The organism is Gemmobacter denitrificans (assembly GCF_036964905.1).
Taxonomy (GTDB): domain Bacteria; phylum Pseudomonadota; class Alphaproteobacteria; order Rhodobacterales; family Rhodobacteraceae; genus Gemmobacter; species Gemmobacter denitrificans.
In genome coordinates this window covers 150,892-174,280 of sequence record NZ_JBALHR010000002.1, presented here as the reverse complement: position 1 = coordinate 174,280, position 23,389 = coordinate 150,892, and the positions used below count along the sequence as shown (strand labels likewise).

Genomic DNA, 23,389 nt, shown 5'->3' with positions numbered 1-23,389 from the left:
AATCTCCCTTACCGGACCAGCGTGCCGGTGCGGCGGATCTTCCGCTGCAGCGCCAGAATGCCATACATCAGCGCCTCGGCCGTGGGCGGGCAGCCGGGCACATAGATGTCCACCGGAACCACGCGGTCACAGCCCCGCACGACCGAATAGCTGTAATGGTAATATCCGCCGCCATTCGCGCAGGACCCCATCGAGATCACATAGCGCGGCTCGGGCATCTGGTCATAGACCTTGCGCAGCGCCGGGGCCATCTTGTTGGTCAGCGTGCCCGCCACGATCATCACGTCCGATTGGCGCGGGCTGGCGCGGGGGGCGAAACCGTACCGTTCCACATCATAGCGCGGCATGGCGGTATGCATCATTTCCACCGCACAGCAGGCCAGACCGAAGGTCATCCAGTGCAGGCTGCCGGTGCGCGCCCAGTTGATGATGTCCTCGGTCGAGGTCAGCAGGAACCCCTTGTCCTGCAGATCGCGGTTCATAGCCGCCATGCCTGCATCAAGGTCATTGGCCGCATGGTTCGCACTGGTGCTCACGCCCATTCCAGCGCCCCTTTCTTCCATTCATAGGCAAAGCCGACGGTCAGCACCCCCAGGAACACCATCATCGACCAGAAGCCCATCATCGACATTTCGCCAAAGGCAACCGCCCAAGGAAAGAGGAAAGCAACCTCAAGGTCAAAGATGATGAACAGGATCGACACTAGGTAGAAGCGCACGTCGAACTTCATCCGGGCATCGTCAAAGGCGTTGAACCCGCATTCATAGGCCGACACCTTTTCCGGGTCCGGGCTGCGCACGGCCAGCACAAGGGCCGCGAGGATCAGCACAAGGCCGAGGCCGACCGCAAGTGCCAGAAAGATGAGAATGGGAAGGTATTCTCGGAGAAGATCGTCCACGAGTGGCTCCTTCGGCTGGCGGCAAAGGGCATGGTGTGCCCCGCGCGGCGGATCGTTGCTGGCTTCCGTTTACTCTGCCCCCCCGCCGCGGTCAACCAAAGGCCTCGCTAAAAACGGCGGGAATCGCAGGGATTTCGACAACTGTATACAATGGCACACCGTAATGGACCGGCTTTTCTTCGCCATTGCAGCATTCCTGCCGGAAAGGATGGTCCGATCCGGTGGCGTGGCAAGTGCGACCTTGGGAACCAACAGAATCTGTCAGGCATGGCCTTGCACTCAGCCGCGGCTGTTTGCGCAACCATCTGGCACGGGCTGACGCGAAGAACCGACGGGCCACGCAAGCCGGATCGGCACATTGCCAGACTTGTCGTCATATTGCCCGTCAGATCACACATTCCGGCATTCTGACGCGCGCAATCGGCAGGTCCAACCGTCAGACTGACGCATGATGAACACCGCCGCGCAGGCGGACAAGACAGAAGGAAACAGCCATGTCATTCAACAAGATCGCCGTTCTGGGCCTCGGCAAGGTGGGTCATCTCGCCGCCGAGCTGCTGGTGGAAAGCGGCTTCACGGTCACCGGGATCGATGCCCGCGACACGCAGGCCCCCTTTGCCACCAGAACGGTGGACCTGTCGGATACCGCTGCGTTGAAGGCTGCGCTGGACGGGCAAGAGGCCGTGCTGTCCTGCCTGCCCTATCACCTGAACATTGGCGTTTCCACCGTCGCCCATGGGCTTGGCCTGCATTACTTCGATCTGACCGAAGATGTGCCCACCACCAAGCATATCCGCGATCTGGCCAAGACAGCTAAGGGCCTGATGGCCCCGCAATGCGGCCTTGCGCCGGGCTTTGTTGGTATCGTCGCAGCCGATCTGGCCAATCAGTTCGAAACCGTCCGCTCGATCAAGCTGCGCGTGGGTGCCCTGCCGCAAAACCCGACCGGCCTTCTGGGCTATGCCTTCAACTGGTCGCCCGAAGGTGTGGTGAACGAATACCTCAATGATTGCGAGGTGATCGAGGAAGGCGTTCTGAAGACCGTCTCGGCGATGGAATGGACCGAAGCGATCTATATCGACGGCATGCAGCTGGAAGCCTTCACCACGTCAGGTGGGCTTGGCACCATGTGTGAAACCTATCTGGGCCGGATCGAGAACCTTGATTACAAGACCATGCGCTATCCAGGCCATGTGCAGCTGATGAACTTCTTCTTCCACGAACTGCTGATGCGCGAAAACCGGGCCGAAGCGGGGCGCATCCTGACCAATGCCAAACCCCCGGTGGATGAAGACGTGGTCTATGTCCATGTTGCCGCCGAAGGCCGGGTGAATGGCCAGCTGCGCCGCAAGGAATTCGTCCGCAGCTATTACCCGATTGAAATCGGCGGCAAATCCCGCACCGCCATCGCCTGGACCACATCGGCATCGGTGGTTGCGGTCATCGAAATGACCCGCGCGGGCACCCTGCCCCAGCAGGGGTTCCTGAAGCAGGAAGACATCCCGCTTGGCCCCTATCTGGCGACCCGCACCGGCAATTTCTACAATATCGGCCACCGCGCCCGCCACGCCTGAACCTTCATCGTGGCGCAAACATCCTGGAGGTCCGGGGGTAACCCCCCCGGGCTTGCGCCAGAGGCGCCCTAGCCGAAAACGCGCTCCGGCAGACGCAGGATCAGGTTCGGGTCGGGGCAGATCTGCTGCCAGATGTCCCACAAGCTTTCATGCCCCACGCCAAAGAAGTTGCCACCCTTCTGATCCAGCATGTCGGCCATCATCTGGAAATGCAGATGCGGGGCCCAACCGCCATTTTCCGGCCAATCCCCAAGATGCGCAACCACCTGCCCTGCCGCGACCAGCTGCCCCGGCTGGCACAGGCCCGGCAAGCTGCCCCCCAGATGGCCATAAAGCGTATGGAACGGCCCCGCCGCGCTGTCATGGCGCAGGATCAGCGTATGGCCGTAATCCAGCGGATCGGCATTATAGACCACCGATTGCACCACAGCAGGCAGCGGCGCATGGACTGCCGTGCCCGCCGGGGCAAAGACATCAATCCCCATATGGATCATCCGCCGTTCCGGGCTTGCGGCATCGGCGAATTGCGCGGCCCTGTAGACGCTGCGCTTTTCGCCATAGGGGCCAAGCCCATAGTCCACACCCTGCCCGGCGAACCATGCGTCAAAGCTCGGGTCGGAATAGGCGGGCATTCCAGGGGTTTCGTCACAGCGCAGCACCATATGCGACCGGCTGGCGATGTCGGGCTGAAACAAGGGGGCAACGGCGCAGGCCTGCAGATGCCCCGCCAATGACGGGGCGGCAGGCAGTCCAGCACCGGCCCGGATCACCGCCCGCAACAGGCTCTGATCCACCGATTGCAGCCGTGCAGCCTCGGGCGCATCACCAAGCGCCGCGTAAAGCGCGGGCAACAGCGCGTCTGCTGCCTCCGCCGTCAGCCCCGCCCCGGCACGGCGCAGCACGGCATAAAGATCGTCTGCCCCCCGCAGAGTCGCGGCAATCGCCTGAATATCCATGTGTCCCCCAGAACTTGCTGTGGTCAGACCTGACGCCGCGCCCGCAGCGCCGCGCCGATCGTGCCATCGTCCAGATAATCCAGCTCGCCCCCCACCGGCACCCCCTGGGCCAGCGTGCTGATCTGCGCCCCGCTGCCCGCCAGCGCATCGGCGATGTAATGGGCCGTGGTCTGGCCATCGACCGTGGCCGCCAGCGCAAGGATCACCTCACGCGTGCCTTCCTCGGAGACGCGCGCGACCAGCCGGGGAATGCGCAATTCCTCCGGGCCCAGCCCGTCCAGTGCCGACAAGGTGCCGCCCAGAACGTGATAGCGCCCCCGGAACGCCCCGCCCCGCTCCATCGCCCAGAGGTCCGACACATCGGCCACCACGCAGATTTCCCCGTTGGCCCGCGCCGGATCGGCGCAGATCGGGCACTGATCATCCGTGCCGATATTGCCGCAGGTCACGCAATCCCGCGCGCTCAGCGCCACATGCGCCATGGCCTGCGCCAGCGGGGCCATCAGTGGCCCGCGTTTCTTCAGCAGATGCAACACCGCACGGCGGGCAGAACGAGGCCCAAGCCCCGGCAACCGCGCCATGAGCCCGATCAGATCCTCGATATCGCCCGGTGCCGCCATCAGAAGGGCAGCTTGAAATCGGCAGGCAGGCCCAGCGTTTCGGCCAGTTTCCGGGTTTCCTGCTTTTCGCGCTCGGCGGCGCGGGCCTGTGCATCCTTGATCGCGGCGATGATCAGATCCTCGACCACTTCCTTTTCGGACGGGACAAGGATCGACGGGTCGATATCCAGCCCGGTGATCACCCCCTTGGCCGTGCAGCGTGCCTTGACCAGCCCGGCCCCGGATTCGCCGATCACGACGGTATTGGCCAATGCCTCCTGCATCTCGGCCAATTTGGCCTGCATGTCCTGTGCGGCTTTCATCATCTTGGCCATATCGCCAAACCCGCCAAGTCCTTTCAGCATCCCGCTCTCCTCAGTCTTCCTCGAAAGGGTCCCATTCATCTTCGACCTCGGGCAAGGCCTGGACCGCAGCGGCCTGTGCCAGCGCCTCGGGCGTGCGGATATCGCTGATCTTCGCCCCCGGAAAGGCCGTCAGCACTGCCTGCACCAGCGGGTTTTGCAGTGCCTCGGCCTCGGCCTGCAGGCGTTCGGCATCGCGCAATTCGGTGACCGACGGCGCCCCGCCCGATCCCACGACCGACACGCCCCACCGCCCGCCGGTCCAGCCCTGCAGCCGCGCGGCCAATGTGGCCGCCAGATCGCGGGGCGCCCCGGGACCGGGTTCGAACTCGATCCGCCCCGGCGCGTATTTCGCAAGCCGCACATGGGTTTCGACATCCAGAAGCAGCTTCATGTCGCGCTTTTCGCGGATCAGGTCGATCACATGGTCAAAGGTGGCATAGACCCGCAGCCGGTCTTCAGCCAGCGCGACCGCTGCGCCGCCCTGCATCGTCGGCCCCATGGCCGGGCCGCGCGCAGGGGCCATCATCCGGGGGGGTGCATGCACCATGCCGCCGCCCCCACCGCCCGCAGGCGCGCCGCCGCCCGGCTGCACCGGCGGCGGGCCGGATTGCAGACGACGCAGCAAGGCTTCGGGGTCTGGCAGATCGGCCACATGCGTCAGCCGGATCACCGCCATTTCGGCGGCCATCATCGCATTGGGGGCCAGCGTCACCTCTTCGATGGCCTTCAGGAGCATCTGCCACATCCGCGTCAGCACCCGCATCGCCAGCCGCTGCGCCAGATCCAGCCCGCGCGCGCGTTCATCGGGCGGGATTGTCGGGTCTTCCGCCGCCTCCGGGGTGATCTTGATGACACTGATCCAATGGCTGATTTCGGCCAGATCGCGCAGCACCGCCATAGGATCGGCACCATCGGAATATTGCGCTGCAAGCTCTGCCAGCGCCGCAGGTGCATCGCCCCGCATGATCATGTCAAACAGATCCAGCGTGCGGCCACGGTCGGCCAGCCCCAGCATGGCCCGGACCTGATCCCCGGTGGTTTCGCCCGCGCCATGGGCGATGGCCTGATCCATCAGGCTCATGGCATCGCGCACCGACCCTTCGGCCGCGCGGGTGATCAACGCCAGCGCATCGGGGGCCAGCCTTGCGCCCTCAAGCCCGGCCACGCGGGCCAGATGGGCCATCATCACCTCGGGTTCGATCCGCTTCAGGTCGAACCGTTGGCAGCGTGACAGCACTGTGACCGGCACCTTGCGGATTTCGGTGGTGGCAAAGATAAATTTCACATGGGCCGGTGGCTCTTCGAGCGTCTTCAACAACGCGTTGAAGGCATTGTTCGACAGCATGTGAACTTCGTCGATGATATAGATCTTGTAGCGGGCTGACGCTGCCCGATAGTGAACGGAATCAATGATTTCGCGGATGTCGTTCACACCAGTGCGCGACGCCGCATCCATTTCCATCACATCGACATGGCGGCCTTCGGCGATCGCCTTGCACTGGTCGCAAACGAGGCAGGGTTCGGTCGTCGCTCCGCCCACGCCATCGGGGCCCACGCAGTTCAGTCCCTTGGCAATGATCCGCGCCGTGGTGGTCTTGCCCACCCCGCGCACCCCGGTCATCACGAAGGCATGGGCGATCCGGTCGGCGGCGAAGGCGTTCTTCAGCGTCCGCACCATGGCTTCTTGCCCGATCAGATCGGCAAAGGTTTGCGGGCGGTATTTGCGGGCAAGGACCTGATAGCCCTGCGGTTCGGTCTCTGACATGGCGGTCCCGGATTCTGTTGGGGCCAACCTAGGGCGTCCGCCCGACTTCGTCCACCCGCTTGCATCCATCCGCACCTCATGTAATGTTATAGTATAACCAAAAATGAGGCCAGCCATGACCGATCACCGCCTGCCCGTCACCGTGCTTTCGGGCTTTCTGGGCGCGGGCAAGACCACCTTGCTGAACCACATCCTGAACAATCGCGACGGGCGCCGCGTGGCCGTCATCGTGAATGACATGTCGGAAGTGAACATCGATGCCGATCTGATCCGCGAAGGCACCACGCTGAACCGGGCCGAGGAAAAGCTGGTCGAAATGACCAATGGCTGCATCTGCTGCACCCTGCGCGATGATCTGCTGACCGAAGTGCGCCGTCTGGCCGAAGCCGGGCGGTTCGATCATCTGCTGATCGAAAGCACCGGCATTGCCGAACCGCTGCCGGTGGCCGCGACCTTCGATTTTCGCGACGAGGCTGGCAACAGCCTGTCCGATGTGGCGCGGCTGGATTGCATGGTGACCGTGGTCGATGCCGTCAATCTGCTGAAGGATTTCGCCAGCCATGACTTTCTGGCAGACCGGGGGGAGTCGCTGGGCGATCAGGACAATCGCAGCCTTGTGAACCTGCTGACCGACCAGATGGAATTTGCCGATGTGGTTGTGCTGAACAAGGTCTCGGATGCGACACCCGCCCAGATCGATGCCGCGCGCAAGATCGTGAAGGCGTTGAACCCGGATGCCAGATTGATCGAAACCAGCAGGTCCAAGGTCGCGCCCGAGGCGATTTTTGACACAGGCCTGTTCGATTTTGACAAGGCGCATCTGCATCCCATGTGGGCCAAGGAACTGTATGGCTTTGCCGATCATGCGCCCGAAACCGAAGAATACGGGATTTCCAGCTTTGTCTATCGCGCCCGCGCGCCCTTTGATCCGGCCCGCCTGCACCGGGTGCTGAATGGCGATCTGCCGGGGATCATCCGGGCCAAGGGGCATTTCTGGATCGCCACCCGCCCGGATTGGGCCGCCGAATTCAGCCTGGCCGGGGCGATGTCATCGGTCACGCCGCTGGGGCGGTGGTGGGCCAGCGTGCCAGCCGACAGGTTGCCGAAACATCCCGATGCGCAGGCCGAAATCGCCGCAAAGTGGCAAGACCCCTGGGGCGACCGTCGGCAGGAAATCGTGTTCATCGGTGCAGGCCATGATCGCGACGCGATCTGCGCGGCCCTGGATGCCGCCCTGCTGCCAGTCAACTGCTTTACCCCCGCGGCCTGGGCCGATCTGCCCGACCCCTTCCCGCTCTGGGGTCAGCGTCAGGCCGCGTGAACTGCCGAGGTCAGACCGGCGCAAAAGGGCTGTCGCAGGGGGTATCCTGAGAAAACAGGTTCTCCCATCCCGCGCCCGCCCGTCGCCAGAGCGATGAGACCCACATCCGTTCCGCCGGTCCCCCGGCGGGGCGGGAATATTCGGCCAGATAGGTCAGCAGGGCCATGTCGGCGCCAAGCGCCATGACCCGTGCCTCGGTGATCGCATAGTCCGCCACGGTCGGGCCATCAGCCAATTGCCCGGCATGATCGTCGCGCCCGGCATAGCCGCTGGGATAAAGCCCCAGAAACCCGGGAGACAGCAAGGCCGCATCTGCCGCCGCATCCCCGGCTTGCAGCGCTGCCCAGACGGCGTGCTCCTGCGCCAGAACCGCGTCCAGCAGCGCGTCAGCCTTCATCGCGGTCGATCCCATGCGCCTTGAGCAAGCCGCCTTGCGCAAGGAAGAACCCCATCATGGCCAGCGGCAGGCCAAAGGTCTTGAAATTGACCCAGGTGTCGGTGTCGGTCAGCCGCCAGATGGCTTCATTCGCCAGGGCCAGCGCGACGAAGAACAGCGCCATGCGGCGCGTCAGGATCATCCAGCCTTCGGGGCGCATCGGCAGTGCATCGCCCATGACCCCGCTGAGATAGCTTTGCCCGCGCATCAGGCCGAACCCCAGGATGGCCGCGAAAAGCATGTAGATGATCGAGGGTTTCATCTTGAAAAAGCGTTCGTCCTGCAGCCAGACCGACAGCCCGCCAAAGACCACGACAAGAACAACCGTCATCACCTGCATCTGCGACAGTTTGCCCGTGAGCAACCAGAGCAGACCGGTGCAGATCACCATCAGCGGGATGAAGGCCGCCGTGACCACAAGAAAGCCGGAATAATCCTGCCCAGCCAGCGTGAAGGTCATGTCCTTCAGCTTTACATAGCCAATGAAGAAGGCCAGCACCGGCCCGAATTCCAGCAGGAATTTCAGCCAGCCCGGCAGTTTGCGTGTCTCGTCGGTCATCCCAGCATCTCCACCATCACGGCGCCAGCCGCGATCACTGCCATCAGGGCGATCTGCACCCGCCCGGTTCGTTCCCCCAGCACCAGCCAGCCGATCAGCGCGGCAAAGACGGTCGAGGTTTCGCGCAGCACCGCCGCCTCGCCCACTTTGTCTAGCCGCGTGGCCAGCATGATCGACCCGAAACTGGCAAATGCCACCAGCGCGCCGAACACCCCGCGTCGCAGCAGGGGCAGAATGCCCGAAAGCCCAAGCCCCGACCAGCGCCGAAAGGTCAGCGCGGGCATGAGCAGGCTGTCGATCACGAAAAACCAGGCCAGAAAGGTGAACGGGTTGGCGGTGGCGCGGATGCCATAGGCATCGAAGGTGGTATAGGCAGCGACAAAGACCCCGGTTCCCGCCGCCAGCCAGAGGGCCGGCACCATGGTGGCCCGCCCCGCCGTGACAGTGCGCAGGTTCCACCCGGCCAGCGCCAGAATTCCGCCCGACAGGCAGGCCACGCCCAGCCATTGCCCCGGGCTGAACCTTTCGCCAAAGACCAGCCCGGCCAGCGCCACGGTCACCAGCGGCCCGGTGCCCCGCACCACCGGATAGACCACCGTAAAGGCCGCCCGGTCATAGGTTGCGGCCTGCAACAGCTTGTATCCGGCATGGATCACGAAGACGCCCGCAAAGATCGGCCACATATGCGGCTCGGGCCAGGGCACGACGAACACTGCGAAAGGCAGCGCCATCAACCCATAGCTGGCATCGATCGCCGCCCGGCTGAGCCAGGGATCATGGCGGCCCTTCTGCAACGCGCCGAACAGCGCATGCAGCACGGCAGCCCCAAGGGCCAGTGCCAGCGCAAGATCATGCCCGGCGGGGGTGCCTTCCAGCGTGCGCAGCCAATCGCTCATCGCGGGGTGGCCATGAAGAGCGCGGGGCTGTCTGCCCCCCGTGCCCCCCGAGGATATTTGGACCGGGATAAAGGCATGTCAGATCAATCAGGCAGCCCGACCAGCGCGCGGGCGAAATCTTCGGGGTCGAAAGGCGACAGGTCGTCGATCTGTTCGCCCACCCCGATCGCATGGATCGGTAAGCCGAACCGGTCGGCAAGACTGACCAGAACGCCCCCCTTGGCCGTGCCGTCAAGCTTGGTCATCACAAGGCCGGAGACATCGGCGATCTTGCGAAAGATTTCGACCTGCGCGACCGCATTCTGCCCGGTGGTCGCATCCAGAACCAGCAGGGTATTGTGCGGGGCGGTTTCATCCTTCTTGCGGATGACACGGACGATCTTGGCCAGTTCTTCCATCAGATCGGCGCGGTTCTGCAGACGGCCTGCGGTATCGATCAACAGCAGATCGGCCCCGGTTTCCTGCGCGCGGGTCATGGCATCGAAGGCCAGGCTGGCGGGGTCTGATCCTTCGGGGGCGGTCAGCACCGGCACACCCGCGCGGGTGCCCCATATCTGCAACTGTTCGACCGCAGCCGCGCGGAAGGTATCACCCGCCGCGATCACCACCGATTTGCCGGCCGCCTTGAACTGCGAGGCCAGCTTGCCGATGGTTGTGGTCTTGCCCGATCCATTGACGCCCACCACCAGCACCACCTGCGGGCGGCGGGGGTAAAGCGGCATCGGACGGGCGACCGGGTCCATGATCCGCGCAACTTCGGACGCAAGCGCCTGTTTCAACTCGGTCGCGCCGATGCGTTTGCCCATCCGGCTTTCGGCGATATTGGCGGCGACGCGGGTTGCCGTATCGACACCCATATCGGCCTCGATCAGCAGTTCCTCGAGACTTTCGAGCATGGCGTCATCCATGATCCGGCGCGGCTCGTCACTGCTGGTGCCGAAGATGCGCCCGATCAGGCCGGGTTTGGGATCGGCGGGGGCTGCGGGAACCGCCGTGTCATCGACCAGGGCCTCCAACGATCCGCCGATCTTGTCGGAGGATCGGAACATCCGGTCCTTCAGCTTCTTGAAGAATGACATGGCCGCTCCGACATTGGTGATGGCTTTGTCCTCACCTAGTCGTTTCGGCGCGTCAAGGGAAGGGGAGGAAGGCCAGAAGGATCAGCGCCTGCCCGCCCCAATAGGCGGGCCACAGCAGCCATGACAGCAACCGGCGGCGGGCGGGCTCCTGCGTGACGAACAAGGCCAGCGCCAGCAGCAGGTCAGAGGTGACGAACAGCGCAGCCCCGACACGCAGCAGCGGTTCAGGCCGGGCGGCGGCAAGGGCGGCCATCAGGCAGATCACCAGCACATAGGCCCGCACCGGCCAGCGCAAGGGCCCGGTATGGGGGGCAAGCCAGATCTCGGTCGATGCCGCCAGCAGCACAAGGCCAGCCAGCAGCCAGAGCGGCGCAAGACCGGGGCCGAAGGCCAGCGCATAGGCGATATGTCCGGCGGCAAAAGCCGCCATTCCGGCCAGAAAGGCCCGCTCGCCCGGGCGCGACAGAAGCAGATCGCCCAAGGCACCCAGGGCCAGCCCTGCAATGATCACTGGCGGCGCACCGGCCCCTGCGGCGATACCGGCAAGGCCCGCCACTGATCCGGTCTTGATGGCCGTGCGCAGCCAACTGTGGCCGGTATCGGCGGCGAAGGCGATCCCGTACAGGGCCGCAAGGGCAGCAGAGATGAGCCAGGGCAAGGTCATGGCGCAGGCTAGCCCGGCTGCCCCCTGCCCTGCAAAGGCGACGTTGCGGCAAGGCCGTGTCGTGTCTGGTCGTAGCCGATGGGCGTGCTATGCTGCAAGCCATGAAGCCCCTCGCCCTGCGCCTTCCTGCGATGCCGCTTTTTGCCGCCGCCGCCCTTGCGCCGCTGGCGCTTCTGGTCTGGGGCGTAGGGATGGGCGGGCTTTGGGTGCTGCCCGGGCTGATCTATATGGCCGGGCTGACGGTGATGCTGGATCATCTGATCCCGCTGGTCGCCCCTGATGCGCCTGAGGGATCAGAGTTTCCCGCCGCAGATGCGCTGCTGGTTGCCATAGCCACCGGGCATCTGCTGGCCTTCCCGCTGGCCGTCTGGGCGATTGCGGGCGACAGTGGCCTGTCGGCGGGGGCCAGGATCGTGCTGTTCCTGGGCTTTGGCCAGTTCTTCGGGCAGGTGTCGAACCCCGCCGCGCATGAATTGATCCATCGCGGGGCGCGCGGGCTGTTTCGTTTGGGCGTCGCAATCTATGTGACGCTGCTGAATGGCCATCACGCCTCGGCGCATCGTCTGGTGCATCACCGGCATGTGGCAACGCCCGAGGATCCCAATTCGGCCCGGGGCGAGGAAAGTTTCTATGCCTTTCTGCCGCGGGCCTATTTCGGCAGTTTCCGGGCAGGCAGACGGGCCGAAGATGCGCTGCGCGCCCGGGGTGCAGCGCAGGGTTTGCACCCCTATGCCATTTACCTGGCTGGGCAGGCGCTTTGCCTTGGCCTTGGCTTCGTGCTGGCCGGAGTGGCGGGTGTGGCCGTCTGGGCGGCCTTGGGGCTTTATGCCACAGCGCAGCTGATGCTGTCGGATTATGTGCAGCATTATGGCCTGACACGCCGCACGCTTCCTGATGGACGGCTGGAACCTGTCAGCGACCGCCACAGCTGGAACGCGCAGCATTGGTTTACCAGCGCGGTCATGCTGAATGCACCGCGCCATTCCGACCATCATGCCCATCCCACCCGGCCCTATCCCGCCCTGCGCCTGCCGGAGCGGGACGCGGCACCGCGCCTGCCCTATTCGCTGCCTCTGTGTTCGGTGATTGCGCTGTTTCCCCGGCGCTGGCGGCGGATGATGCGGCCCCGGCTACGGCACTGGGCGCCGCCCTCTGGTCAATGACCGGACGCTCTGGCAGTCTTGCGGCAAAGTTGTCCGGAGGTGCCATGTTTCGCGTCTTGTCCCAACCCAAAGCGATGATCCTTGGCCTTTGCGCCACCGGCTTCCTGTCGGCCTCGGCCATGGCAGCCGCACCCGCCATGACGGCGGAAGAATTCGATCACTATGCCACCGGCAAGACCCTGACCTATGCGCAGGACGGGGTGATCTTCGGCACGGAACAATATCTGCCGGGTCGGCGGGTCCGCTGGGCCTTTACCGGCGATCAGTGCCAGATCGGCCATTGGTATCCGATGGGCGAGTTGATCTGTTTCGAATATGAGGCGGGCGATGCCCCGCAATGCTGGAAATTCTGGAAGGGCGAAACCGGTCTGATGGCACAGTTCGAAGGCGATCCGGCGGGCACGGCCCTGTCAGAGGTGCGCCAGACCGATGGCCCGCTGTCCTGCACCGGGCCGGATGTCGGGGTATGACGATGCGGCTGAGCCTTGGCCTGGTGCTGATGATGGCCCTGCCTGTCGCCGCGCAGACCGAACCGGGCAGCCCCCTTGCCGCGCTGGATGCCGAAACCTTCGACCGGCTGACCCGGGGCCGGATCATGGGGCATTATGATGGGCCCTGGTATGGGGCCGAAGAGTATTTCTCTGGCCGCCACGTGATCTGGCAGGATGCCGATGGCTGCATGGCCGGCACCTGGGAGCAGCGCGGCGATCAGATCTGTTTCATATATGAGGACGGATTGCCCGATCGCTGCTGGGTCTATCTGGCCGAACCCGACGGCACGCTGAGCGCCTGGTTCGAAGGCGACATGACGGGCAACCCGATCATGCTGCGCGAACAGGCCGACCCCATCCGCTGCCCGGAGCTTGCCCCGCTGAGCTGACCCCGTCAGAGCAGGCGGCCCTGTTCGTCCGGCCCCGGATCGCCGCCGCCCGGTTTGCGGGGACGTGCGGGCTTTGTGGCACTGGCCGTCGCCTGCCCGGCCTGCACCGCCAGACGGCCATCGCTGAATTCGATCTCCAGCGCCGCCGCCCTTGCGGCCTCGGCCGCCGTGGTCACGATGCCGGCCCCGGCACGCACCACCGCATAGCCCCGCCGCAGCGTTGCGGTATAGCCCAGCGTCAGGCGGATACGGTCAAGCGCCTCCAGCCGTTCCGCCCGCGTGGCCAACGCGCGCCCGCCCGCGGCCTCCAGCCGCGCGGCCAGACCGGCCAGCCCGTCGCGCTGGCGGGCAATGTCGCGCGCGGCGCCTGCCAGCAACCGCCCCAAGGCCGGATCAAGCCGCGCGGCCAGACCGGCCAGCCGGTCGGCGGCCCGTTCCTGCCGCCGCGCCAGCGCGGTGTCGAGCCGCCCGGATTGCCCGTTCAACCCCAGCCGCGCCCGACCCAGCAAGGCCAGCAGCGCCTGCGGCTGCACCCGCGCGGCCTGCGCCGCAAAGACCCCGCGCTTTTGCGCCACCGCCAGACCAAGCGCGCCGCCCAGGCGCCCCGTGGCCGCATCCAGCCGCTGCGCCGCCGCCCCGGTCAGCGCCTCGGGGCGCGGCAGGGCGCGGGCCAGATCGCGCAGCCGCTGGCCGCGCCGGTCAAAGCCAAGCGCCAGCGCCCGGCTTTGCCGCGCCGCCAGCCCATCCAGCGCCGCCAGCAGGTCCAGCCGCACCGGCACGGCCATTTCCGCTGCCGCGGTGGGGGTGGGCGCGCGGCGGTCGGCGGCAAAATCGATCAGCGTCGTATCGGTTTCATGCCCCACCGCCGAAATCAGCGGGATCCGGCTGTCCGCCGCCGCCCGCACCACGATTTCCTCGTTGAAGCCCCACAGATCCTCCAGCGATCCGCCCCCCCGCGCCACGATCAGAAGATCGGGCCGCGGGATCGGCCCGCCCGGCGCAATCGCGTTGAAGCCCCGGATCGCCGCCGCCACCTGCGCCGCACAATCCTGCCCCTGCACCGCCACCGGCCAGATCAGCACCGGGCGGGGAAAGCGGTCGCGCAACCGGTGCAGGATATCGCGGATCACCGCCCCCGAAGGCGAGGTGATGACCCCGATCACCCCCGGCAGAAACGGGATCGGCTGCTTGCGCGCCGGATCGAACAGCCCTTCGGCCTGCAGCGCCGCGCGGCGCTTTTCCAGCATGGCCATCAGGGCCCCTGCCCCGGCGGGGGCCACATCCTCGACGATCAGCTGATATTTCGACTGGCCTGGAAAGGTGGTCATCCGCCCGGTGGCCACGACCTCCATCCCCTCTTCGGGGCGCACCTGCATCCGCGCCACCTGCCCTTTCCAGCTGATCGCGGCGATCACGCTGCGGTCATCCTTCAGGTCGAAATACAGATGGCCCGAGGCCGGACGGCTGACCCGCCCCACCTCGCCCCGCACGCGCACAAGGCCGAATTCGCCCTCGATCACCCGCTTCACCGCGCCGGAAAGCTCCGACACGGTATATTCGGGTTGGTTGGAGGGCTGCGGGGCGGGGTCTTCGAACAGGTCCATCATGGCTGCGATCCTGCCACGGATCGGGCAGCGGGGAAAAGGCCCCTCCTTGCGCAGCCCGCGCAACTGCGGGCAGAGTGGGGGCAGAGGTGCCGCGATGGTCATGACGATTGAAGAGTTCGAGAAAAGTGGGAACGCGGCCGAAAAGGCCCTGATCGCGGCCTGCCGCGCGGGGTGGGAGTGCGAACTCGGCCCGCTGCCGCCCGAAGGGGCCAAGACCCCCACCATCCGCGCCGCGCTGATCCGTGCCCTGGCGCTGGAGGCGACCAGCCTGCATCAGAAAGGTATCTGGCTGGAAGGCGCGGTGATCAGCGGTGAACTGGACCTGCGCTTTGCCAAATGCCGGGGCAGGCTGGTGCTGCATGCCTGCCGGTTTGAAGAAAAGCCGCAGTTTGCGCAGACCGAACTGGCGCAATTGTCTTTGCAAGGCAGCCACCTGCCCGGACTGTTCGCCCAAGGGGCGCGGGTGAATGGGGGGGTCTTTCTGCGTGGCGTGACGGCGACGGGAACGGTGGATGTGGCCAGCGCGCAGATCGGTGGGCAATTGGCCTGCGAAGGCGCGACACTGAACGGCGGCGGGGGCAAGGCGCTGAATGCCCAAGGAGCGCAGGTGACGCAGAGTGTCTTCCTAGGTGACGTGACAGCGACGGGAACGGTGGATGTGGGGGCCGCGCAGATTGGTGGGCAATTGGCCTGCACCGGCGCGACGCTGAACGGCGGCGGGGGCGAAGCGCTGAACGGACAATCGCTGCGCGTGGAACAGGGTTTCTTTTTCCGTGAGGTCAAAGCGGTCACCGGCTGGGTTGATCTGACCTCTGCCCATGTCGGCGATCTGGCGGATGATGCTGCCAGTTGGGCCAAATGCGGGACATTGACCCTTGACGGTTTTACCTATGAACGCCTGTCCGGCGGGCCGGAAAGCCCCAAAAATTTTGCTGGCCGCAAGGACTGGCTGGAGAAAGGGGCGTTCTTCAAAGGCGAGTTCCACCCGCAACCCTATACCCAATTCGCCCGCGCCATGCGCGCGGCGGGCCATGACGCCGAGGCGCGCAAGGCCTTGATGGGGGGAAAAGAGGCTGCCGCAGTTCGGTTTCGCCAGCAGGTTCGGGTCATGCGACGGTTCTTTCGGGCCATGCGGCAGTTGAGTGCGAAGTGGTCAGCCGAAAGGGCCGAGGCGGTCATGGATGCGGTCAAGGAAGTCAAAGGTGCGCAAGCCATGGCCTGCACGACGATCCTGCAACGCTTCCAGATGATCCATCGTCCTTGGCCCACGCCGCCAGGTGCCCCCGCAAGCCCTCCCCCCTATACGATGGAGATGGCAAGACGGCATTTCCGCAACGAGATGTTCGGCGGCGCGATGAAGGCACGGTTGGCCATCGGGTGGAACTGGGCGCTTGATTTCTCTCTCCGCCATGTCGTGGGGTATGGATATGCTCCCGCGCGCAGTGTGCGGGCATTGTTGATGTTGTTCCTTGCCTCGTGGATCGTTGCCTATGCTGCATGGGAAGAAGGCTCTTTCGCCCCCAATTCCGACGTGATCCTTGTGTCGCAAGGGTGGCAGGACATGCTGGCGAGGGATTGCTTCGCAGCCGATCCAGTGACAGGCAAGCCAATCGCCGCGCCGCCCGACTGCCTGCCCAACCCCGCCGAAACCTGGGCCAATGATCCGGCGCATGGCATGGATTGGGACAGTTTCAATGCCGCAGGCTATGCCGCCGATCTGGTGATCCCGATCCTTGATCTGGGGCAGGAAAGTGCCTGGGCCCCGTCGAAAGGCCGGGGCCGGTGGGGCTATCACCTCTGGTGGGGGCGGTGGCTGTTCTCGGCGCTTGGCTGGATCGTTACCGCCTTGGGCGCGGCGGCGGTCACCGGGATCATCCAGCGCAATGATCCGAAGTGACCGGCTGCGCCGGGCTGGCTGCGGCCAATGGCTGGGGCCGGGCCATAGATGCGGAAGGCGCCAGGTTCGCGGGCTTTGCAGCGCGTCGGTGGGGATCATGCGGGCCTCTTCGCATCGCGGATCGATGCGGCAGCCAAGGCCCATGGTTTCAATCGCCGCCACAACCGCCATCATCGCCGCCGGCAAAACCGCCGCCACAACCGCCATCGGATCGCTTCACAGGCCAGCCTACTTTCCTGCCGAAATACGCCAAGCCGACAATGCCCACCAGAACGCCGGTTCCGCCCGACAGAAGAATTACCAACACCCAGCCAACAGAAAGCTTCCCCCATCCAGCGGAAAGCACAGTCCATGCAATAGCAACGGAAACCAGCAGGAGACAAACGAAGACATCCCTCACGCGCTCGGCCGCCTGCGCGACCACAGGGTCGGGCCACAGGTTTGGCGATGGCGGACCGAAATGCTGCGTCAATGCGGCCCGCGTGGCGGCATAGGCCGGGTCTTCGGCCACGGGCGGGCGGTCCGGGATGTGATGGATCATGCGACCGATGACCTGATCGCAAAAGGTGGCATAGGCCCGGGTATCCATCAGATGCAGATGCCAGACGGCATCAACCGCAGCCGATGGGGCCATGATCTGCCCTTGCGTCGCGCAGAGCCAGAGGAATTGCCGATAGGCCTGAACCGCGGCGCTTGCCCGTTCCACCGTCAACTCGGTTTCCTTTGCCACCTGATCGCGCAGCAAAACCCCGGTGCTGAGTGGGAACTCATGACCCCCAAGTCGCTGCCACAGCGGATCAGTCAGGACTCCCCCAGACACATTTGCCCTTTCCTCGTTGCCATGTCCGCCCCCCGACAGTAAGACCCCGGCAACGGAAATGCCAAGCGGGGGCGCGCATGAATATCCTCATTCTCGGCAGCGGCGGGCGCGAACATGCCCTCGCATGGGCGGTGAAGCAGAACCCGAAATGCGACAGGCTGATTGTGGCGCCGGGCAATGCCGGGATCGCGGCGATCGCGGAATGTGCGAGCCTTGACATCCTGTCGGGGGCGCAGGTGGTGCGCTTCTGCGAAGAAAACGCGATTGACTTCGTGATTGTCGGCCCCGAGGCGCCTTTGGCGGCGGGGGTGGCAGATGCCACCCGGGCGGCGGGCATCCTGACCTTTGGCCCGAGCGCCGAGGCCGCACGGCTGGAGGCATCGAAGGGTTTCACCAAGGAAATCTGCGATGCCTGCAACGCGCCGACCGCCGGTTATGCGCGGTTCGCGGAGGCGCAGGCCGCCAAGGCCTATATCCGCCGCATGGGCGCGCCCTTGGTGGTGAAGGCCGATGGTCTGGCCGCGGGCAAGGGTGTCATCATGGGCATGACCGAGGCCGAGGCGCTGGCCGGGATTGACGAGATCTTTGGCGGGGCCTTTGGTGCTGCCGGGGCCGAGGTGGTGATCGAGGAATTCATGGCGGGTGAGGAAGCGAGCTTCTTCATCCTCACCGACGGCGTGAATGCGCTGCCCATCGGCACGGCGCAGGATCACAAGCGGGTGGGTGACGGCGATACCGGGCCGAATACCGGCGGCATGGGCGCCTATTCCCCCGCCCCGGTGCTGACCGATGCGATTGCGCAGGCGGCGATGGATGAAATCGTGCTGCCCACCATCCGCGAGATGGCACGGCGCGGCACGCCCTATCAGGGTGTGCTTTATGCGGGCCTGATGATCGAAAACGGCAAGGCGCGGCTGGTGGAATATAACTGCCGCTTTGGCGACCCGGAATGCCAGGTGCTGATGATGCGTTTGGGCGCGCAGGCGCTGGACCTGCTGCAAGCCTGCGCCGAGGGGCGGCTGGATCAGATCCAGGCGCATTGGGCCGAGGATCACGCGATCACCGTGGTGATGGCCGCCAAGGGCTATCCCGGCGCTTACGAAAAGGGCAGCGAGATCAAGGGGCTTGATGCCCTGCCCGAGGACAGCCGCAACATGGTGTTCCATGCGGGCACGGCGGCCAAGGAGGGCGCGATCCTCGCCACCGGCGGGCGGGTGCTAAACGTGACCGCGCGCGGCGAGACGCTGGCCGAGGCGCAGGCGCGGGCCTATGCCATGGTCGATGCGATTGACTGGCCGGGCGGCTTCTGCCGCCGCGATATCGGCTGGCGGGCGCTGTAATCGTCGCAACACCGGCCCTGCCGGTCGGGATTGCCCTGCCGGTCGCAATGCGCGCGTGGCAGGGTTGCGGCAAAGTGGCAGGGAGGCGCGCATGATCGTCAGAGACAAGCCCGGCGCAAAAGAACTTCTGTTCGCCGTGCGCGGATCGGTGCTGCCACAGATCATCGGCCATCTGGCTGTGGTGATCGGCCTTTCCGCCGCGCTGGTGGTGATCCACCGGCACTTGCTGCCGCTGCCACAGGTGAATGCCACGCCCTTTGCGCTGTTCGGGGTGGCGCTGTCGCTGTTTCTCGGCTTTCGCAACAATGCCGCCTATGATCGCTGGTGGGAGGCGCGCAAGCTCTGGGGCGGGGTTCTGGCCGATGCCCGCAGCCTGGCGCGCGAGGCAGAGATGTTCCTGCCCGACCCGAGCGACCGGCATATCCTGCTGCGCGGGATGCGTGGCTTTGTCCATCTGCACCGTTGCGCGCTGCGCGGCCTTGCCCCCGATGCCGCCGCGTGTCGCGACCTGCCGCCCGGGGTCGCCGCTACGCCCGATGCCCTGCTGGATGCGCTGAATTCCGGGCTGGCGACCGCGCATCGCGCCGGGCGGCTGGACGGCTTTGGGGCCCGGGCCTTGTCGGCCCGGCTGGGGTCCGTCGCGCTGGCACAGGCGGGGTGCGAAAGGATCAGGGCAACCCCGCTGCCCTATGTCTATTCGCTGCTGGTCTATCGCACGACCTGGCTTTACTGCCTGCTGCTGCCCCTTGCACTGCTGGGCCCGGCTGGCTGGCTGACCCCGGTTTTTGCAGGCATCGTCGGCTATACCTTCTTTGGCTTGGCCGAAGTGACCGAAGATCTGGCCCATCCCTTTGGGCAATCCGGCAACGCCCTGCCGCTGGACGCAATTTGCCGCGCGGTGGAAATCAGTCTGGCCCCCCATCTGGGCGAACCCGCGCCGCAACCGCTGATCCCGGTCGGGTTTCGGTTGGAGTGAAGCCGACAGAGTGACTGAAGGCAGCTTGTCATCAGGATTGTCACGAAACCTGACCGTTTACCTGCGTCGAGCAAAGTGGGGCCCTCACTCTGACCGGGCATCTATCTGCGGAAAAGACCAGGCCTGACATCGAAAGTGACGCGGCGTTTCATCCTGGCCGCGAAGGTTGCCAGTGCAAGACATGGCACCCAAGCCGCAACGAGCAGCAGAGACAATAGCCCATGGACGAAACAACCAAACCGTGCAAATTTTTCCACATTCACCCGTATGGAGTAGTTGCATGCGCCGATTGACCTACGTTCCCAGCCCGCTGAGCGAACAGCTTGCCGGTTCCCCGCTCGCAGACAGACTGGCCGGTCTTGACGGCAATGACCGCCTGTCCGGCGGCACTGGCGATGATTTCTTTCTGGAAGGCTGGGCACGCTGGACCGAGCCAAGCGTGATGAGGGATGGCGAAATCTATCTGCAGCTGGGCAGCCTTCACCTGTTCGGGCGTGGCAGCGACACGATCGATGGCGGGGCGGGCCATGACATCGTCAGCTACAAGGGCGTGGCCGAAGGGCTGCGGGTGGACATGACCCGGGGCTGGGTCAGCACTGCGACAGGTACGGATCAGCTGTCGCGCATCGAGGAACTGTGGCTCTCTGACGGGCACGATACGGTCATTGGCCATGGCAGGATGGAAGTCATGCTGGGGGGCGGTTCCGATCTGGTCCAGTTGAATGGCTTTACGCGTGGCCTGCACGGCGGCGACGGACGTGATGTTCTGGAACTGCGATCCGGGGCCGCAACAAAGATCGAGATCAACCTTTCAGACGACAGCATCACCTGGGATGGGCGGCGCGCGGACGTGACCGGTTTCGAAGTGTTCCGGGCCTATGGCTACCTAGGCATCACCTTCATCGGCAATTTCAGTGGTGAACAGTTCTGGGGCGGCGCTGGCAATGACACGGTGGCCGATGTTGGCCCGCAAAGCCGGATCTTCACCGGGGCCGGGGCGGACAATATTTCCGGGATCGGTGGGACCATCGACGCCGGTTCGGGGAATGACACGATCACCGGCAACGGAGGAACCTATATCGCGGGTTACGGCGACGACACCATCATCGTGGAGCGATTTGCAGAACTGGTCAGGGCAGGATTCGGCGCTGATCGGTTGGTGCTAAACGCGGCAGATTTCTTTCTGACTGCCTTCATGGGCCCTGGCAGCGACACGGTCGAAATCAACGGAGATGGCGAGTTTTCCGGGCGGTTGGCCGGAAATGGCGGGTCGGATGACCTGATCCTGAACGGCACCGTCGGCATTACGCTTGGCCTCAGCGAACGGCAGGGTTTGCCCGACAAAGGCGTTACCGGTTTCGACGACATCTACCTTCGGGGTGCCAGCCATGTGATCGATGGAAAAACAGGCCCCATCACCATTCATGGTTCAACCGGACTGTATGAACTTTCGTTGGAGGGCCATGGCATCGACATCGAATTCCGCCCCTTTGACGATGTTCCCCGAGATGACGGCCACAAGGTCTATCTGAAAGGTTCGGGCAATGTCGAGACGGGTGCCGGAGCAGATCTGATCGGCATTGCTTATAATGGGGGTCAGGCGACAAAGGTTCAGGCCGGCGGTGGGAATGATCGGATACACTTGGTTGATGTGGATAACATCGACATTCAGGCAGAAGAGGGTGATGATGGACTGTATCTTGAAGAATGCTTCGCCGAAAGGCTGACCGCCGCGATGGGGCGTGGCCATGATACGGTTTCCGCTTTCAGCGATTTCACGCTGATCGATCTGGGAACAGGGAATGACATGATCGAGACCTATGAAGGTGTTTCGGGTCAGATCATCCTTGGCGGCGGAAGCGACCTGTTTGTCCATAATAAGGGTGTCAAAGAGGCAACCATCACCCTGCAGGATTTCAATGTCGCGCAGGACCAGATTGAAATAGCCGGAGTAGATGCCTTGTCAGACTTTACAAGCATCAGGCAGGACGGTGAAACGTTGGTCATTTTCCTGCGTCATCCAGACGCGCAGAATGAAACCTATGGCTTCTATCTGCGGCTGGATGGGCTGACAGCGGATCAGATCACCGATGCGATCTTTGTCTGACAGGTGACAAAGAAAAACGCCCTGCCAATGGGGCAGGGCGTTTTTACATTTCGTAGCCTGGGGGAGATCAGGCCTTGTCCAGCCCGAAAGCATCGTGCAGCGCCTGCACCGCCAGTTCCATATACTTGCGGTCGATCAGCACCGAGATCTTGATTTCCGAGGTCGAAATCACCTTGATGTTCACGCCTTCATTGGCCAGCGCCTTGAACATGGTGGCGGCAACGCCCGCATGGCTGCGCATGCCGATCCCGACCACAGACACCTTGGCCACATCGGTATCGATGATCAGTTCGTCATACTTGATGAGCCCGGCATTGCGGGCATCTTCCATCGCCTTCTTGGCGCGTTCGACCTGATTGATCGGGCAGGAAAAGGTCATGTCGGTGACAGCGCCGGGATGGCTGTCGTCATAATCCTTTTCGCTGATGTTCTGGACGATCATGTCCACATTCACGCCCGCATCGGCCAAGGGGCCGAAGATGGCCTGCGCCACGCCGGGGCGGTCTTCGATGGTGAAGAGCGTGATCTTCGCTTCCTCGCGCGAGAAGGCGACGCCCGAGACGACTTTCGATTCCATGATTTCCTCCTCGTCGCAGACCAGGGTTCCTGAGTTTTCGTCGGTTTCCTCGAACGAGGACAGCACGCGCAGCCGCACCTTGTAGCGCATCGCCAGTTCGACCGACCGGGTCTGCAAGACCTTGGCGCCCAGCGAGGCGAGTTCCAGCATTTCCTCAAACGCGATCTTGTTCAGCTTGCGCGCCTTGTCGGATACGCGGGGATCGGTGGTATAGACCCCGTCCACATCGGTATAGATGTCACAGCGTTCGGCCCCGAAGGCGGCGGCAAAGGCCACGGCAGTGGTGTCACTGCCGCCCCGGCCCAGCGTGGTGATCCGGCCTTCCGGGCTGACGCCCTGGAAGCCCGCCACGACGGCAACCTTGAAGCCTTCCTTGAACTTGGCGTCGATATTGTCGCGCGGGATCGACACGAACCGCGCCGCCGAATGGGCGGCAGTGGTGTTGATCGGCACCTGCCAGCCCTGCCAGCTGCGCGCCGGAACGCCCATTTCCTGCAGGCGCAACGCCATCAGCCCGGCGGTGACATTCTCGCCACTTGCCACAACGGCATCATATTCGCGCGCGTCGTAAAGCTTCGAGGTGCCTTCGACCCAGCCCACCAGCTCGTTGGTCTTGCCCGACATGGCGCTGACGATGACGATCACGTCATAGCCCCGCTCCACCTCGCGCTGGACCTTCAGGGCGGCATTCTCGATCCGCTCCAGATTGGCGACCGAGGTGCCGCCGAATTTCATCACCAGAAGAGGCATGGCCGACCCCCGATCCGCATTTCAAACCGTGGGCTTCCTAGCAGAAGCGGGGGGGGATGCAAGAGGATGGTGGGGATGACCGGGGCAGCATTTGGCCCCACCTGGCCCCTGTCGCGCCGGAAGGGATTGCACGCCAAGGTTGCTTGATGGATAGAAGTTT

At 64.4% G+C, this 23,389-nt stretch carries 23 protein-coding genes; 9 read left to right on the top strand and 14 right to left on the bottom strand.

Annotated elements, in window-relative coordinates; translation table 11 throughout:
* Positions 1-8: 8 nt before the first annotated feature.
* Complete coding sequence (locus tag V6590_RS03885) at positions 9-542, bottom strand: NuoB/complex I 20 kDa subunit family protein (protein ID WP_335419850.1); 534 nt, start codon at positions 540-542, stop codon at positions 9-11.
* Positions 533-898 carry an NADH-quinone oxidoreductase subunit A gene (locus V6590_RS03880; RefSeq protein WP_335419847.1) on the bottom strand — a complete coding sequence of 122 codons (366 nt, stop codon included), beginning with the start codon at positions 896-898 and terminating at the stop codon, positions 533-535. Before V6590_RS03880 ends, V6590_RS03885 begins: the two co-directional genes overlap by 10 nt.
* A gap of 494 nt (positions 899-1,392) precedes the next feature.
* Here V6590_RS03880 and V6590_RS03875 point away from each other — a divergent pair, with 494 nt between their 5' ends.
* Positions 1,393-2,472: a saccharopine dehydrogenase family protein gene (locus V6590_RS03875; RefSeq protein WP_335419843.1), complete on the top strand. Its 1,080-nt coding sequence runs from the start codon at positions 1,393-1,395 to the stop codon at positions 2,470-2,472.
* Positions 2,473-2,540: 68 nt separating this feature from the next.
* Here V6590_RS03875 and V6590_RS03870 read toward each other — a convergent pair whose 3' ends face one another.
* The 4 genes from V6590_RS03870 to V6590_RS03855 are packed head-to-tail and all read right to left on the bottom strand — an operon-like array spanning position 2,541 to position 6,157.
* Complete coding sequence (locus V6590_RS03870) at positions 2,541-3,428, bottom strand: peptidoglycan DD-metalloendopeptidase family protein (RefSeq protein ID WP_335419836.1); 888 nt, start codon at positions 3,426-3,428, stop codon at positions 2,541-2,543.
* A gap of 23 nt (positions 3,429-3,451) precedes the next feature.
* Entirely contained in the window at positions 3,452-4,051 is a 600-nt protein-coding gene (gene recR, locus V6590_RS03865; protein WP_335420849.1) for a recombination mediator RecR, read from the bottom strand.
* Positions 4,048-4,392: a YbaB/EbfC family nucleoid-associated protein gene (locus tag V6590_RS03860; protein WP_335419831.1), complete on the bottom strand. Its 345-nt coding sequence runs from the start codon at positions 4,390-4,392 to the stop codon at positions 4,048-4,050. The genes recR and V6590_RS03860 overlap by 4 nt, the downstream gene beginning before the upstream one ends.
* 10 nt (positions 4,393-4,402) lie before the next feature.
* Positions 4,403-6,157 (bottom strand): DNA polymerase III subunit gamma/tau, encoded by a 1,755-nt coding sequence (locus tag V6590_RS03855; protein ID WP_434063223.1) that lies wholly within the window; start codon positions 6,155-6,157, stop codon positions 4,403-4,405.
* Between the two features lie 115 nt (positions 6,158-6,272).
* On the opposite strand from V6590_RS03855, the gene V6590_RS03850 reads away from it, so the two are divergent.
* Positions 6,273-7,478: a GTP-binding protein gene (locus tag V6590_RS03850; RefSeq protein WP_335419825.1), complete on the top strand. Its 1,206-nt coding sequence runs from the start codon at positions 6,273-6,275 to the stop codon at positions 7,476-7,478.
* 10 nt (positions 7,479-7,488) lie between these two features.
* Here V6590_RS03850 and V6590_RS03845 read toward each other — a convergent pair whose 3' ends face one another.
* The 5 genes from V6590_RS03845 to V6590_RS03825 form a co-directional block, all read right to left on the bottom strand.
* On the bottom strand, positions 7,489-7,890 hold the full coding sequence (locus V6590_RS03845; RefSeq protein ID WP_335419823.1) for a DUF4440 domain-containing protein: 402 nt from the start codon (positions 7,888-7,890) through the stop codon (positions 7,489-7,491).
* Positions 7,865-8,473: an inner membrane-spanning protein YciB gene (locus V6590_RS03840; RefSeq protein WP_335419820.1), complete on the bottom strand. Its 609-nt coding sequence runs from the start codon at positions 8,471-8,473 to the stop codon at positions 7,865-7,867. The genes V6590_RS03845 and V6590_RS03840 overlap by 26 nt, the downstream gene beginning before the upstream one ends.
* The gene (locus tag V6590_RS03835; protein WP_335419817.1) at positions 8,470-9,369 is read right to left on the bottom strand and encodes an EamA family transporter; all 900 of its coding nucleotides are present in this window, start codon (positions 9,367-9,369) and stop codon (positions 8,470-8,472) included. The genes V6590_RS03840 and V6590_RS03835 overlap by 4 nt, the downstream gene beginning before the upstream one ends.
* An 83-nt stretch (positions 9,370-9,452) precedes the next feature.
* On the bottom strand, positions 9,453-10,448 hold the full coding sequence (gene ftsY / locus V6590_RS03830; RefSeq protein ID WP_335419814.1) for a signal recognition particle-docking protein FtsY: 996 nt from the start codon (positions 10,446-10,448) through the stop codon (positions 9,453-9,455).
* A gap of 52 nt (positions 10,449-10,500) precedes the next feature.
* Positions 10,501-11,112 carry a lysoplasmalogenase family protein gene (locus tag V6590_RS03825; RefSeq protein ID WP_335419811.1) on the bottom strand — a complete coding sequence of 204 codons (612 nt, stop codon included), beginning with the start codon at positions 11,110-11,112 and terminating at the stop codon, positions 10,501-10,503.
* Positions 11,113-11,213: 101 nt separating this feature from the next.
* Here V6590_RS03825 and V6590_RS03820 point away from each other — a divergent pair, with 101 nt between their 5' ends.
* The 3 genes from V6590_RS03820 to V6590_RS03810 all read left to right on the top strand — a co-directional run bounded on the left by V6590_RS03820 (position 11,214) and on the right by V6590_RS03810 (position 13,155).
* Positions 11,214-12,275, top strand: coding sequence for an alkane 1-monooxygenase (locus tag V6590_RS03820; RefSeq protein ID WP_335419805.1), 1,062 nt, complete (start codon positions 11,214-11,216; stop codon positions 12,273-12,275).
* A 74-nt stretch (positions 12,276-12,349) separates the two neighbouring features.
* On the top strand, positions 12,350-12,745 hold the full coding sequence (locus V6590_RS03815; protein WP_335419802.1) for a hypothetical protein: 396 nt from the start codon (positions 12,350-12,352) through the stop codon (positions 12,743-12,745).
* Complete coding sequence (locus tag V6590_RS03810) at positions 12,742-13,155, top strand: hypothetical protein (RefSeq protein ID WP_335419800.1); 414 nt, start codon at positions 12,742-12,744, stop codon at positions 13,153-13,155. Before V6590_RS03815 ends, V6590_RS03810 begins: the two co-directional genes overlap by 4 nt.
* 5 nt (positions 13,156-13,160) lie before the next feature.
* Here V6590_RS03810 and xseA read toward each other — a convergent pair whose 3' ends face one another.
* The gene (gene xseA / locus V6590_RS03805; RefSeq protein WP_335420847.1) at positions 13,161-14,762 is read right to left on the bottom strand and encodes an exodeoxyribonuclease VII large subunit; all 1,602 of its coding nucleotides are present in this window, start codon (positions 14,760-14,762) and stop codon (positions 13,161-13,163) included.
* 100 nt (positions 14,763-14,862) lie between these two features.
* Here xseA and V6590_RS03800 point away from each other — a divergent pair, with 100 nt between their 5' ends.
* The gene (locus V6590_RS03800) at positions 14,863-16,659 is read left to right on the top strand and encodes a hypothetical protein (protein WP_335419798.1); all 1,797 of its coding nucleotides are present in this window, start codon (positions 14,863-14,865) and stop codon (positions 16,657-16,659) included.
* Positions 16,660-16,807: 148 nt separating this feature from the next.
* On the opposite strand, the gene V6590_RS03795 is transcribed toward V6590_RS03800, so the two are convergent.
* Positions 16,808-17,389, bottom strand: coding sequence for a glycine-rich domain-containing protein (locus V6590_RS03795; protein ID WP_335419795.1), 582 nt, complete (start codon positions 17,387-17,389; stop codon positions 16,808-16,810).
* Positions 17,390-17,556: 167 nt separating this feature from the next.
* Between V6590_RS03795 and purD the strand changes: the two genes are divergently transcribed.
* The 3 genes from purD (at position 17,557) to V6590_RS03780 (ending at position 21,902) form a co-directional block, all read left to right on the top strand.
* Complete coding sequence (gene purD, locus V6590_RS03790; RefSeq protein WP_335419791.1) at positions 17,557-18,819, top strand: phosphoribosylamine--glycine ligase; 1,263 nt, start codon at positions 17,557-17,559, stop codon at positions 18,817-18,819.
* A gap of 91 nt (positions 18,820-18,910) precedes the next feature.
* Entirely contained in the window at positions 18,911-19,795 is an 885-nt protein-coding gene (locus V6590_RS03785; protein ID WP_335419787.1) for a bestrophin family protein, read from the top strand.
* Positions 19,796-20,075: 280 nt separating this feature from the next.
* Complete coding sequence (locus tag V6590_RS03780) at positions 20,076-21,902, top strand: calcium-binding protein (RefSeq protein WP_335419784.1); 1,827 nt, start codon at positions 20,076-20,078, stop codon at positions 21,900-21,902.
* Positions 21,903-21,969: 67 nt separating this feature from the next.
* Here the strand turns inward: V6590_RS03780 and V6590_RS03775 are convergent, their stop codons facing one another.
* Positions 21,970-23,229: an aspartate kinase gene (locus V6590_RS03775; protein ID WP_335419781.1), complete on the bottom strand. Its 1,260-nt coding sequence runs from the start codon at positions 23,227-23,229 to the stop codon at positions 21,970-21,972.
* Between the last annotated feature and the right edge of the window lie 160 nt (positions 23,230-23,389).